This window comes from Streptomyces curacoi (assembly GCF_001513975.1).
Lineage (GTDB): Bacteria > Actinomycetota > Actinomycetes > Streptomycetales > Streptomycetaceae > Streptomyces > Streptomyces curacoi.
Genome location: NZ_KQ947990.1, coordinates 446,887 through 459,591, shown reverse-complemented (window position 1 = coordinate 459,591; position 12,705 = coordinate 446,887). Strand labels below are relative to the sequence as shown.

Genomic DNA, 12,705 nt, shown 5'->3' with positions numbered 1-12,705 from the left:
GAGGCCTTCAACGCCGCCGACCAGGCGCCCACCGCACCGCTACGCCAGCTGCCCGCCCCGTTCGACGACATCCCCGGCCAGATCGACGGGCCCGACCCCGGCACGGCGTGCGAGGGCGACGGCGGCGAGGGTGGAGTGGACGCCCAGCTTGCCGAGGACGTTCTGCATATGGGTGCGGACGGTGTGCGGGGACAGGAACAGGCGTTCGGCGACCGCCTTGCGGCCCAGGCCGGCCACCATGCAGCGCAGCACCTCCCGCTCGCGCGGGGTGAGCGACTCCACCAGCCGCTCGCTCTCGGTGCGGTGCTTGCGGGCGGCGGTCAGCTCCCGCAGCACCCCGGTGAGCAGGGCGGGCGGCAGATGGGTCTCGTCGCGCAGCACCCCGCGGATGACGGTGAGCAGCCGGGACAGCGAGCAGTCCTTGGCCACCCATCCCGAGGCCCCGGCCTGCAGGGCGAGCGCGGCCCGGCGCGGATCGTCCTTCTCGGCGAGGACCACGATCCGTACGGCCGGCTGCGCGGAGCGGACCCCGGCGACCAGCGAGATGCCGTCGACGAGCCCGTCCTCGCCCACCTCCTGAACGGGCACCGCCGGCCGGACGCCCGGCACGCTGCCGCCCAGGTCGGCGTCGACGAGCAGCACGTCGAACCGGCGCCCCTCGGCGGCCGCGCGCTCCAGACTGCGCAGCGCGGCCGGACCGCTGCCCGCGGCGGAGACGTCGACGTCGGGCTCGGCCGCCAGTGCGGCGGCGAGCGACTCGGCGAAGATGCGATGGTCGTCGACGACCAGGACTCGGATGCGAACCACGAAACCCCCTTCCCCAAGCTCTCGAAGAGCAGGGGATACCCCATCGTCATGAGGACGACACCGGGAGACGAACACGGTCGCGGGTACGACGCCCGAAGCACGTTGGGCCGCACGGCCGCCGCCGTGCAAGAACTGCTACCCCCACTTCGGGCGCCGAACCCGACTGTCTCGCCCCCTGATCAGCACCGGCCCCCACCGGTGCTGTTCATCAGGGTACGGCCGGGGGGCAGGAGCGGAAGGTAATTTGCAGAACTGGCTGTCCAGCACGTTTATGGTGAGCCGCATGTTTCGTCTGGAGACAGAAGTCGACAAATCACGGCAGGATCTGCTCCGCCGACGGCTGCGGGACACCAACACCGCGGCCTCCCCGATCCTCCGCGCCCTGCGCGGAACCCCAGGTGAACGCGGACTTCCGCTCCAGGTCTGGGCCCTGGACCCCGCCGGCGCCCTGGCCGGCGGACTGGTCGGGCACACCTGGACCACCTGGCTCCACGTCACCTACCTCTGGGTCGACGAACGCCACCGCGGCACCGGCCTCGGTTCGCGATTGCTCGCACACGCGGAGCGCGTCGCACGTGACGAGCGCGGCTGTGCTTCCGTGCGCCTGGAGACATGGGACTTCCAGGCACCGGAGTTCTACCGGAAGCAGGGGTACGAGGTGGTGTGCGTGATCCCCGACTACCCGCCGGGGATCACGGAGTACACGCTCACCAAGCGGCTGGGGTGAGCCAGGGGGTCGCCTCACCCGCCGGGTGTCAGCTCACCCGCCGCGCCCCCGCCGCCGGCACCGCCTCGAACACGCGCGGGGCCGTGAAGCCCGCGGCGGCGAAGGCCGCTTCTACGGCCTTGGTGATGGTTTCGACGTCGGCCGCCTCGGCCAGCACGATGGCCGAGCCGCCGAAGCCGCCGCCCGTCATGCGGGCGCCCAGGGCGCCGCCGGCCAGGGCGGTGTCGACGACGAGGTCCAGTTCCGGGCAGGAGATGCGGAAGTCGTCACGGAGGGAGGCGTGGCCCTCGGTCAGGACCGGGCCGATCGCGCGGGTCTCGCCCGACTCCAGCAGGGAGACGACCCGCTCGACGCGCTGGTCCTCGGTGACGACGTGGCGCACCAGGCGGCGGACCTCCTCCTCGTCGCCGAGGCGTTCGAGGGCCCCGTCCAGGTCGTCGTAGGCGATGTCCCTGAGCGCGTCCACGCCCAGCAGCGCCGCGCCCTTCTCGCAGCCCGCGCGCCGCTTGCCGTACTCGCCCTCGCTGTGGGAGTGCTTGACCTGGGTGTCGACGACCAGCAGGCGCATACCCTCGGCGGCCAGGTCGAAGGGGATCTGCTTCTGGGAGAGGTCCCGGGTGTCCAGGAACAGGGCGTGGCCGGCCTGGCAGCACGCCGACGCCGTCTGGTCCATGATCCCGACCGGGGCGCCGACGTACACGTTCTCGGCGCGCTGGCACAGGCGGGCCAGCTGCCAGCCCTTCTGGCCGAGTTCGTAGAGGTCGTTCAGGGCGAGTGCGACGACGACCTCCAGCGCCGCCGACGACGACAGGCCCGCGCCCGCCGGGACCGTCGAGGCGAGGTGGATGTCGGCGCCGGTCACCGCGTGGCCGGCCTGGCGCAGCGCCCAGACCACGCCCGACGGGTACGCCGTCCAGCCGCGGTCCGACTCGGGCGCCAGCTCGTCGACGCGCAGTTCGACGACGCCGCCCTCGACGTCCGACGAGTGCAGGCGCAGTACGCCGTCGTCGCGCCGCGAGACCGCCACGACCGCGGTGTGCGGCAGCGCGAACGGCATGACGAAGCCGTCGTTGTAGTCGGTGTGCTCGCCGATCAGGTTGACCCGTCCCGGCGCGGCCCACACCCCTTCCGGCTCGGCCCCGTACAGCTCCCTGAACCGCTCGGCGACCGCGGCTGCCGTGTCGACGCTCATCCCCTGACCCTGACCTTCCCTGCTGAACCGGCCGCAGCGGCCGGTGAGTTGACCGGCCGAACAGCCGTGGAACTTACGGCCGTCCGTACCGGCCGTAGACCTTAACCTGCGCGCCGCTGCGCGAACTCCCACGCGTCCGCGACGATCCCCGCGAGGTCCGCGCGGGACGGGTTCCAGCCGAGCCGCTCGCGGGCGGTGTCGGCCGAGGCGACCAGGACCGCCGGGTCGCCGCCGCGGCGCGGGGCCACGACCTCGGGGATCGGGTGCCCGGTGACCTGGCGGACGGTCTCGATGACCTCGCGGACGGAGAAGCCGTTGCCGTTGCCGAGGTTGCAGATGAGGTGCTCACCGGGCTTGGCGGCCCTGAGCGCCAGCAGGTGGGCCTCGGCCAGGTCGGCGACGTGGATGTAGTCGCGCACGCAGGTGCCGTCCGGCGTCGGGTAGTCGTCGCCGAAGACGTTGATCGCGTCGCGCCTGCCCTGGGCGACCTGGAGGACGAGCGGGATGAGGTGCGACTCGGGGTCGTGGCGCTCGCCGTATTCGCCGTAGGCACCGGCCACGTTGAAGTAGCGCAGGGACACGGCACCGAGGCCGTGGGCCGCCGCCTCGCCGGTGATCATGTGGTCGACGGCGAGCTTGGAGGCGCCGTACGGGTTCGTCGGCTGCGTCGGCGCCGACTCGACGATCGGCACCTCCTTCGGCTCGCCGTACGTGGCGGCCGTGGAGGAGAAGACCAGCTTGCGCACGCCCGCCTCGCGCATGGCGGCGAGCAGTGCCATGGTGCCGCCGACGTTGTTGTCCCAGTACTTCTCGGGCTTCACGACCGACTCGCCGACCTGCGAGAACGCGGCGAAGTGCAGCACGGCGTCGAAGGAGGAGTCCAGCCACTTGGCGGCGTCGCGGATGTCGCCCTCGGCGAAGGACGCCCCGGACGGCACACCCGCGCGGAAGCCGGTCGAGAGGTTGTCGAGGACGACGACCTCCCCACCCGCCTCGATCAGGTGCTGCGCGACCACGCTGCCGACGTAGCCCGCGCCACCGGTGACCAGATACTTCCCGCTCATGAACTCGCTACCTCTCGCAGTCGCTCGGCCGCGCGCTCCGGCGGCACGTCGTTGATGAACACGTTCATGCCGGATTCGGAACCCGCGAGGAACTTCAGCTTGCCGGAAGTGCGGCGGATGGTGAAAAGCTCGAGGTGGAGAGCGAAGTCCTCGCGGACGACGCCCTCGAAGTCCTCCAGCGCACCGAACGGCGCCTGGTGCCAGGCGGCGATGTACGGCGTCGGAGGCTCACCCGCCAAGTTCTCCCCTCCGTCCCCCCTGTCGAAGATCCGGTCGAAGCGCCTCAAGAGTTCCAGATACACCTTGGGGAACTCTGTGCGCGCCTCCTCGTCGAGCGCGAGCAGATCCGGCACCCGGCGCTTCGGGTACAGGTGGACCTCGTACGGCCAGTGCGCGGCGTACGGCACGAAGGCCACCCAGTGTTCACCCTCCAGGACGACCCGGTCGTCGGCGAGTTCACGCTCCAGGACGGCGTCGAAGAGGTTCTCCCCGCCGGTCGCGTCCTTGTGGGCCGCGACGGAGCGCAGCATCAGGGCGGTGCGCGGGGTGGTGAAGGGGTAGGCGTAGATCTGCCCGTGCGGGTGCTGCAGCGTCACACCGATCTCGGCGCCGCGGTTCTCGAAACAGAACACCTGCTCGACGGAGGGCAGCGATGACAGCTCCGAGGTCCGGTCCGTCCACGCCTCCAGCACGAGCCGCGCCTGCTCCTCGGACAGGTCGGCGAAGGACGCGTTGTGGTCGGAGGTGAAGCAGACGACCTCGCAGCGCCCGGAGTCACCGGCGAGCGAGGGGAAGCGGTTCTCGAAGACGACGACGTCGTAGGAGGAGTCCGGGATCTCGCTCAGGCGGTCGCCCTCCGAGGGGCACAGCGGACACTCGTCGGCCGGCGGGTGGTACGTCCGCCCCTGCCGGTGCGAGGCGATGGCGACGGAGTCGCCGAGCAGCACGTCGTGGCGGACCTCGGACGTCGTGACCGTCCGGTCCAGCGGACGGCGGTCGACGGCGTCCCGCACGGTGTCGTCGCGAAGGTCGTAGTAAATGAGCTCACGACCGTCGGCCAACTGGGTCGAGGTCTTCTTCACGGCGGACTCCATTCGAGCCACTCAGGTCTACCGAGTCTTCATCAAACAGAACTAAACACAGAGAAACACAACCCCCCACGACAGTCAACATCACAATCAAACAAAGAGCATCACCGGCGGTGTTCAATCACTGAACGCAGGGGCGTAGGTTCCGCTCTGTATCGGTTCGCGCAACGAAGCGAGTACTTATGCAAACCCCCACAGAATCCCCCACCTACCTCGCCGCCGAGCTACGGCTCCCCACAAACTGGCTCGACTACACGATCCTCGGCATCTACTTCGTCGTCGTCCTGGGCATCGGCTTCGCCGCCCGCCGCTCGGTGAAGACCAGCCTCGACTTCTTCCTCTCCGGCCGCTCACTGCCCGCCTGGGTCACGGGTCTCGCCTTCATCTCGGCCAACCTGGCCGCCACCGAGATCCTCGGCATGGCCGCGAACAGCGCGCAGTACGGCGCCTACACCGTGCACTGGTACTGGATCGGCGCCATCCCGGCCATGGTCTTCCTCGGCCTGGTGATGATGCCCTTCTACTACGGCAGCAAGGTCCGCTCGGTCCCGGAGTTCCTGCTCCTGCGCTTCGACAAGTGGGCACACCTGCTCAGCTCGATCCTGTTCGCCTTCGCGGCCATCCTCATCGCCGGGGTGAACCTGTACGCCCTGGCGATCGTCGTCGAGGCCCTGCTCGGCTGGCCGCAGTGGGTGGCGATCGTGGTCGCCGGTTTCTTCGTCCTGGCGTACATCACCCTGGGCGGCCTGTCCTCGGCGATCTACAATGAGGTCCTGCAGTTCTTCGTGATCCTCGCGGCTCTCATCCCGATCACGGTGCTGGCACTGAAGAAGGTGGGCGGCTGGGACGGTCTGACGGACTCCCTCACCAGGACCCACGGCGACGACTTCGTCACGGCATGGGGCGGGACCGGCATCGGCCAGGCCAACCCCCTCGGCGCGAACTGGCTGACGATCGTCCTCGGCCTCGGCTTCGTCCTCTCCTTCGGCTACTGGACGACGAACTTCGCCGAGGTCCAGCGCGCGCTCTCCGCGAAGAACCTGTCGGCGGCCCAGCGCACCCCGCTGATCGCCGCCTTCCCGAAGATCTTCATCGTTTTCCTGGTGATGATCCCGGGCCTGGCGGCGGCGGTCCTGGTCCCCAGGATCGGCACAGCGGGCTCGGACCTCCAGTACAACGACGCGATCCCCTACCTGATGGAACAGCTCCTGCCCAACGGCGTGCTGGGCATCGCGGTGACCGGCCTGCTCGCCGCCTTCATGGCGGGCATGGCGGCGAACGTGTCGAGCTTCAACACGGTGTTCACGAACGACATCTGGGCGCGGTACGTGGTGAAGGGCCGTGAGGACACGTACTACGTCCGCTTCGGCCGACTGATCACGGCGATCGGCGTGCTGGCGTCGATCGGCACGGCGTTCCTGGCCTCGTCGTTCTCCAACATCATGAGCTACCTCCAGACCCTGTTCTCCTTCTTCAACGTGCCGATGTTCGTGGTGTTCATCGTCGGCATGTTCTGGAAGCGGGCGTCGATGAAGTCGGGCTTCTGGGGTCTGCTGGCGGGCACGACAGCGGCGATGGTGAACTACTTCGTCTTCTACAAGCAGGACATCATCTCCATCCCCTCCGACCAGGGCGCGAACTTCGTGTCGGCGATCGCGGGCTTCGTGGCGGGCGCGGTGGTCATGGTCGCCGTATCGCTGTTCACGGCGCCGAAGCCGGAGGAGGAGCTCCAAGGGCTGGTCTACGGCACCCGCTCCCCCGGCATGGCCGAGCCGCCGGCGCCCGGTGACGAGGCGTGGTACCGCAAGCCGGCGTTGCTGGGCTGGGGTGCGGTGGTGCTGGCGGCCGTCTGTTACGTCCCGTTCTCCTTCTGACGACCGGAGGTTGAGAGACCATGAGCGACCACTCCGAGTACTCCGAGCGGGACGTCCTGCGGGAAGTCTCCGAACTGGAGGAGAAGTCCGCGACAGCCGCCCGGCTCTTCGACATCCGGCGCATCATCGGCGGCCTCTTCGTGATCTACGGCGTCATCGTCACGATCGCCGGGCTGACCGACGACGACGCCGCGATCGACAAGGCCGAGGGCGTCAACATCAACCTCTGGACCGGCCTGGGCATGCTGCTCCTCGGCCTGTTCTTCCTGACCTGGCTCAAGCTGCGGCCCATGGCTCCGCCGCCGGATGCCACGACGGGGGACGAGGCCAAGGGCTGACGCCGACGGGGGCGAGCCGCGGGATTCCCTCGCCCCCGCCGCCCCTACCCGTCCCACCTCCAGGGGCTCCGCCCCTTCAACCCCGCCAGGGGGCTGCCGCCCCCCGGACCCCCGCTTCGGCCCTGAACGGGCCTCGTCCTCAAACGCCGGACGGGCTGAAAGACACGGCTGGCGCCGGGAAGTGACCGCCACCGGTATGCAGGCCCCCTGGCACGACCTCATCCTCGAAAACACCAGACGAGCCGAAAGACACCGTCCGACGCCACGAAGCAACCACCACCGGTATGCAGGCCCCTACCGGGCGGGCGGGAGCTAGGGACGGCACGACCTCACCCTCGAAAACACCAGACGAGCTGGATGATGCGGCCGACGCCGGGAAAGTAACCGCCACTGGCTGCCGACCGGCGTCGATGGGGCGCGTACCCCCGCGGTGCCGCAGTCGCCCACGGCGGGAAGGGGACGTGTCGGGGGGTGTCCGCCCGCAGTGGCCGGCGTCAACACGCGGCACCTCCTGGCCCACCCCAGCCGCCGGTCCGAGGACGGACACCCCCCGGCGCGGCCCCGACCCACCCACCGAACCGCAGGCGCTACGCGCACCCCCACCGAAGCCGCGCAGGCCGCCGCAGGCATCGCACCGGTCACGGCTCGCCATCCGGCACGGACGACCCCACCGGCCCCGCCCGGTCCAGCAGCCCCGTCCGGGCCGCCAACGCCGCCGCCTCCAGGCGGGAACCGACGCCCAGCTTCATCAGGACGCGCTGGACATGCGTGCGCGCCGTCGACGGTGCGATGCCCATGCCGGCCGCGATCAGGCGGGTGTCCTCGCCGTCGGCGACGCGGACCAGGACCTCGACCTCTCGCGGGGTGAGCATCTGCAGCAACCGCTGCCCCTCGTCGTCCGGTTGGGCCGCGGGGTTGAGCAACTCGCTGAACGCGCCCTGCAGAAGCTGCGGCGCCACCGCCGCCTCCCCCGCCCGCGCCTTCATGATCGCCCGCTCGACCCCCTCGATGCGCTCGTCATGCCGTACATAACCCGACGCCCCCGCCGCGAACGCCGCCGCGATCCCCCGCGGGCTCGGCACCGGCCCCAGCACGAGCACCGCCACCTGCGGCCGCTCCCTCTTGATCCGCACCACCGGGTCGAACATCCCCGGCTCCGCCGGCGTCGCCGTACCCAGCAGGCACACCTCCGGCGCCCGCGTGATCACCAGTTCCGCCGCCCCCGCGGCAGGCGCCGCCGCGGCCAGCACCCGGTGCCCCCGCAGCTTCAGTGCCGAGGCCAGCGCCTCGGCGAGCAATCGGTGGTCGTCGACCACCATGAGCCGAACTCCCATCGAGCAACCCCCCAGTCCCCCCAATGGATCCCCATCAATACCCAGGACCAGCTGCGCCAGTCCGGATGGCCCACTATGGATGTCCACTGGTCCGCGCGGACAGAAGCCCCCTCCCGGCTCCCCCGCCCTTCATGCCCCCGGAAGCTACACGCTTGTTCGACGTTGCGCGCCCCCTACCGGTGAGAAGTGCCCCGGAACGGCGGAATTTCTGGCTTTCCTCGCATTCGCCGGTGAGTGGGCGGTACGAGCACGGCCCCGCCCCTGAACAGGGACGGGGCCGCTTTCCTCAGCCGACACGCCTCACGCGTCAGGCGTCACGTACGTCAACCGCTCGTGCCGAACGCGATCACGTGGTACTTCCTGCCGACCGAGCTCCCCAGCTCGCTCGCGTACACAGCGGACATGTACAGATGCCCCTGGGAGTAGATGATCTCGGCGTACTCCGGAAGCATCCGGGTCTCGATGTCCCGCACCGACTTCGCGGCCGGGTTCTCCAGCAGCTTCGTCTCCTTGAAGCTCCCGCCGTCGATGCTGACGATCTGCCCGCCCTTGTCGTACGGCGGACGCTTGTACGCGATCACATTGCCGCCGTCCATGCGCAGCGGCGTGATCGTGTACCTGTCGCCCGCGTCCGCACGCTGCCCGGTCTGCTTGCCGGTGGCCAGGTCGAAGGAGACGATCTCGTTGGTCCGGCCGTACTCGCCGCCGCCGGGGTGCTGCTCGGTCTCCACATAGAGCCGGTCGTTGCCGACCACGATTCCCGTGCAGGCCTCGATGGTGGTGACGCCGGAGCAGCGGGCCGCGAACCGGTCGCCCGGCACGGAGATACGGATGCGCAGCTTGCCGGTCTTGTTGTCGATGGAGAAGACGTCCGTGATGCCGACGGCGTCCGGGGACTGCCCGAGCTCGGCGGCCACCACGAGCGGCTCCGTGGAGACCACGCTGGCGTACTCGATGCCCTCGGCCATCTCGTACTCGGAGATCACCTTCCCGGTCTTCGGGTCGATGGTCTCGATGTGCAGCTGCGGCTGGTTGTAGGAGCCGCACTTGCGGACCGCGACGAGCTTCTTGCCGCCGGCGTACCCGAGGTCGTAGCAGCTGTCGTCGGCCTTCGGGATCCACAGCGGCTTGCCGGACCGCAGGTCGAACGCGGCGCCGCCGCTGGTGCCGCCGGCGGCGACCGTCCCGCCGCTGACGGTGACGTTCTCGTACCGCAGCAGCCGGCCCTCGACCTGGGTGGTCTTCGTCCACAGCTTCTTGCCGGCCGCGAGGTCGATCGCCGCGACCTGGGTGCAGCCGTGCGACGGCTTCGCCTTGGTCGGCATCGCGGGCTCGAAGACGACGGCCGTCAGGTTGTCCTCGGTGGTGTGCTTGCTGGCCCGGCAGACCGGCCCCGGCAGCGGGATCTTCCACAGCTTGGTGCCCTTGTCGGGGTCGTAGCCGACGATCTCGGCGACGCCGCTCTTGACGTACGCCTTGTCGGTCAGCCACGAACCGGCGACGGAGAGGCTGGTGTCGTCCTCGACATCGGGCGCCGCGACCTGGAAGAGGACCCGGGAGTTGGCGTCGGCGGGCACCTTCTCCGTGCCCGGGGAGGTGGTACCGCCGCCGCCCTTGCCGTTGTCCCCGCCGCCGGTGCCGCCGCTGGAGCCGGCGGTGTCGTTCTTGCCGCCCGGATCACCGGAGTTCGTGTACCACACGACACCGCCGATGATCAGCGCGATCACCACGACGGCCGCCGTCACGATGACGGCCAGCTGCGCGTTGAACCGGCCCCCGCCACCGCCCGGCCCGCCGGGCTGGGGGTGCAGCGGCACGGTCGGCTGCGGATAGCCGTAGCCGGGCTGCTGACCGTAGGGGTTCTGCGGCTGCCCGTACGGGTTCGTCGGCTGGCCGTACGCCCCGGGCTGCTGGCCGTACGCTCCGGGCTGCTGGCCCGGCTGACCGTACGCGGGCGGAGGGGTCTGGGGGCCTCCCTGGGGTGCCTGGGGTGCCTGGGGCGCCTGGGGCGCCTGGTGATGGCCGTACCCCGGCTGCGGCGGCCCGGGCTGGGGCGCCTGAGGCGGCTGCGGGTAGCCGTAACCCGGCTGCGGCGGCTGCTGCGGAGGCTGCCCCGGCACCTGCGGCGGTTGCTGGGGAGGCTGGTGCGGGGGCGGAGGCGGCGGCTGGGTCATGGCGTGGGTACCTCGGGGGACGGGAGCGGCGGAGCGGCGGACACGCGGGGGCGGGCTACGGCGAAGGGCGAACCTGGCGCACGCCTCACTTGCCGAAGGCGAGCATCAGCTTCTCCTTCGCTTCGTCGTTGCCGCTCAGCCGGGTGCTCGACAGGAAGAAACGCCCGTCGACCCAGTCGAACGCCCTTGAGAAGAAGCCGTTCTCGATGTCCGCGGCGCCCGCCGGGTTCTGCAGCAGCTTCGCCGGCTGGTGGCCGCTGCCGGTGACCGGGATCGACACGACCTGGCCGCCCGTGTCGTACGACGCCTTGACGTAGGCGATGAGCTTGCCGTCCTCGACCTTGATCGGCAGCATCGGCTTGTCCGCGGGGGACTTCACCCGCCACTTCTCCTTGCCGTTGGCGAGGTTGATCGCGACGATCTCGTTGGCGCTGGTGAGTTCCTTGGTGGGCACGTAGAGCGTGTCGGCGTCGGCGGCCACGCCGCTGCAGCCGCCGAGATCACGCTGGAGGATGGCCCAGCCGCACTCGACGCCGATGTCGAGGTCCACGCCGACCTGCGAGCGGAACTTGCCGCCGGCGGTGAAGGTGGAGATGTTCCACGCCTTCTTGTCCTCGTTGGTGCTGTAGACGACCAGCGGGTCGAGGGAGAAGACGCGCGAGATCTTCCAGCCCTTGTCCATCTTCTGGGTCCACTTGACCTTGCCGGTGGCCGGGTCGAGCTCCTGGATCTCGTCGTGCTCGTTGGTGCCGGTGGCGTCGCAGGAGGCCACGGCGATCAGCTTCGCACCGCCCGCGAAGGCGTCCGGGAAGCACTTGTCGCCGAACCTCTTCTTGTCCCACAGCTTCTCGCCGGTGTTGACGTCGTACGCCGTGCCGGACTGCGAGCGGCCCACCATCAGCGTCCTGCCGGTGATGGACAGCTCGACGTCGAGTGTGCTGTCGAACAGCTCGCCGTTGGCGACCGTGCTCTTCCAGCCCTTGTCACCGGTGTTGAGGTCGATCTGCTGGAGCTGGTTGCACTTGGCGCGGCTGCTGCTGCCGTTCATGTACGCCACGACGACCTTGTCGTCGGACGACTTCTGCGGGGTGACCGCGCAGATCTTCTCGGGGAAGCCGATCGGCTCCCAAGTGGCTTCGCCGTCAGTGACGTTGTAGGCGAAGACCTGCTTGTACGCCGCCTTCACCGCGGTCCTGTCGGTGATCCACATGCCGGGGGCGTCGGCGCCGGACTTGGGCGCGTCTGGCGCCTGCTTGTACCAGAGCACCTTGGCTTCGCCGGGCTGGCGGCCGCCGTTGAGGTTCTCCGGGTCGGCACCGCCGGCGCCGCCGCCGGCGGGCGTGGACGGCGCCTCGGAGCCCTTGGGGTCGTCGCTCCCCTGCGCGACCGGCTTCTTCGGGTCGTCGTCGCCGCCGCGGGTCACCGCGAAGACGGTGCCGCCGATGACGGCCAGCGCCGCCACGGCCGCGCCGATGACGAGGGCGGGCTTTCCCTTGAAGGGGTTGCGGGAGCCGCCCGGCGGGATGCCGGGTGCGCCCGGGAACTGCGGCTGGGACGGGTAGCCGTACCCCTGGGCGGGCTGCTGGCCATAAGGGCCGGGCTGCTGCGGATGGCCGTACGGTCCCGGCTGCTGCTGCGGCTGGGCGTAGGGACCGGCGGCGTACGGGCCCGGCTGGCCGTAGGGGCCGGGCTGGCCCGGCTGCTGCTGCGGGTAGCCGTAGCCGGGCTGCGGGGCGCCGGACGGCGGGGTCTGCGGAGGCGGCGGAGTCTGCGGCGGGCCCTGGGGCGGCGGGGGTGCCTGCGGGTTGCCCTGCGGCGGGGGCGGGGGCTGCGGGGTGCCCGGCTGCGGGGGCTGCGGTGCTCCGAAGCCGCCCTGCCGCGGATCCTGCGGTGCGCCGAAGCCGCCCTGCGGCGGTTGGTTGGGCGGCTGGCTCATGAGCGGTTCCCCCTTGTGCCGGTGTGGTGCTACGTCCTGTGCCGTCGCGTTTCCGCCACACCAGCCGTCTCTCAGACTGTTCTCAGGCGGACCTTTCTATCACCCGCCACCGACAGCGCACCGGGCCGCGTCCTCCCCTGTTCCCAAGGGAGGACCGGCCCGTGATGCCCT

General features: G+C 70.4%; 10 protein-coding genes. 3 read left to right on the top strand and 7 right to left on the bottom strand.

Features of this window, described 5'->3' with window-relative positions:
• Nucleotides 1-39: 39 nt before the first annotated feature.
• On the bottom strand, nucleotides 40-807 hold the full coding sequence (locus AQI70_RS25260) for a LuxR C-terminal-related transcriptional regulator (RefSeq protein WP_004000570.1): 768 nt from the start codon (nucleotides 805-807) through the stop codon (nucleotides 40-42).
• A 271-nt stretch (nucleotides 808-1,078) separates the two neighbouring features.
• On the opposite strand from AQI70_RS25260, the gene AQI70_RS25255 reads away from it, so the two are divergent.
• Nucleotides 1,079-1,534 (top strand): GNAT family N-acetyltransferase, encoded by a 456-nt coding sequence (locus AQI70_RS25255; RefSeq protein WP_079051467.1) that lies wholly within the window; start codon nucleotides 1,079-1,081, stop codon nucleotides 1,532-1,534.
• A 28-nt stretch (nucleotides 1,535-1,562) separates the two neighbouring features.
• On the opposite strand, the gene galK is transcribed toward AQI70_RS25255, so the two are convergent.
• From galK to galT, 3 genes are all read right to left on the bottom strand, one after another.
• Nucleotides 1,563-2,726 (bottom strand): galactokinase, encoded by a 1,164-nt coding sequence (gene galK, locus AQI70_RS25250; protein ID WP_062153883.1) that lies wholly within the window; start codon nucleotides 2,724-2,726, stop codon nucleotides 1,563-1,565.
• 101 nt (nucleotides 2,727-2,827) lie between these two features.
• Nucleotides 2,828-3,790, bottom strand: a complete 963-nt coding sequence (galE, locus tag AQI70_RS25245; protein ID WP_062153880.1) for a UDP-glucose 4-epimerase GalE — start codon at nucleotides 3,788-3,790, stop codon at nucleotides 2,828-2,830.
• Nucleotides 3,787-4,872 carry a galactose-1-phosphate uridylyltransferase gene (gene galT / locus AQI70_RS25240; protein ID WP_062154152.1) on the bottom strand — a complete coding sequence of 362 codons (1,086 nt, stop codon included), beginning with the start codon at nucleotides 4,870-4,872 and terminating at the stop codon, nucleotides 3,787-3,789. The genes galE and galT overlap by 4 nt, the downstream gene beginning before the upstream one ends.
• A gap of 188 nt (nucleotides 4,873-5,060) precedes the next feature.
• Between galT and AQI70_RS25235 the strand changes: the two genes are divergently transcribed.
• Together AQI70_RS25235 and AQI70_RS25230 are read left to right on the top strand one after the other, a co-directional pair.
• Nucleotides 5,061-6,752 carry a sodium:solute symporter family protein gene (locus AQI70_RS25235; protein ID WP_062153879.1) on the top strand — a complete coding sequence of 564 codons (1,692 nt, stop codon included), beginning with the start codon at nucleotides 5,061-5,063 and terminating at the stop codon, nucleotides 6,750-6,752.
• Nucleotides 6,753-6,772: 20 nt separating this feature from the next.
• Entirely contained in the window at nucleotides 6,773-7,090 is a 318-nt protein-coding gene (locus AQI70_RS25230) for a hypothetical protein (protein WP_062153877.1), read from the top strand.
• Nucleotides 7,091-7,728: 638 nt separating this feature from the next.
• Here the strand turns inward: AQI70_RS25230 and AQI70_RS25225 are convergent.
• The 3 genes from AQI70_RS25225 to AQI70_RS25215 all read right to left on the bottom strand — a co-directional run bounded on the left by AQI70_RS25225 (nucleotide 7,729) and on the right by AQI70_RS25215 (nucleotide 12,534).
• The gene (locus AQI70_RS25225) at nucleotides 7,729-8,424 is read right to left on the bottom strand and encodes a helix-turn-helix transcriptional regulator (protein ID WP_078504208.1); all 696 of its coding nucleotides are present in this window, start codon (nucleotides 8,422-8,424) and stop codon (nucleotides 7,729-7,731) included.
• 323 nt (nucleotides 8,425-8,747) lie between these two features.
• Nucleotides 8,748-10,598, bottom strand: a complete 1,851-nt coding sequence (locus tag AQI70_RS25220; protein ID WP_062153875.1) for an outer membrane protein assembly factor BamB family protein — start codon at nucleotides 10,596-10,598, stop codon at nucleotides 8,748-8,750.
• Between the two features lie 85 nt (nucleotides 10,599-10,683).
• Nucleotides 10,684-12,534, bottom strand: a complete 1,851-nt coding sequence (locus AQI70_RS25215; protein ID WP_062153873.1) for an outer membrane protein assembly factor BamB family protein — start codon at nucleotides 12,532-12,534, stop codon at nucleotides 10,684-10,686.
• Nucleotides 12,535-12,705: the final 171 nt, after the last annotated feature.

Bases quoted from the DNA above. Each gene is read 5' to 3' on its own strand.
- AQI70_RS25255 (WP_079051467.1), top strand. From the start codon at position 1,079: ATGGTGAGCCGCATGTTTCGTCTGGAGACAGAAGTCGACAAATCACGG.
- galK (WP_062153883.1), bottom strand. From the start codon at position 2,726: ATGAGCGTCGACACGGCAGCCGCGGTCGCCGAGCGGTTCAGGGAGCTG.
- galE (WP_062153880.1), bottom strand. From the start codon at position 3,790: ATGAGCGGGAAGTATCTGGTCACCGGTGGCGCGGGCTACGTCGGCAGC.
- AQI70_RS25235 (WP_062153879.1), top strand. From the start codon at position 5,061: ATGCAAACCCCCACAGAATCCCCCACCTACCTCGCCGCCGAGCTACGG.
- AQI70_RS25230 (WP_062153877.1), top strand. From the start codon at position 6,773: ATGAGCGACCACTCCGAGTACTCCGAGCGGGACGTCCTGCGGGAAGTC.
- AQI70_RS25225 (WP_078504208.1), bottom strand. From the start codon at position 8,424: ATGGGAGTTCGGCTCATGGTGGTCGACGACCACCGATTGCTCGCCGAG.
- AQI70_RS25220 (WP_062153875.1), bottom strand. From the start codon at position 10,598: ATGACCCAGCCGCCGCCTCCGCCCCCGCACCAGCCTCCCCAGCAACCG.
- AQI70_RS25215 (WP_062153873.1), bottom strand. From the start codon at position 12,534: ATGAGCCAGCCGCCCAACCAACCGCCGCAGGGCGGCTTCGGCGCACCG.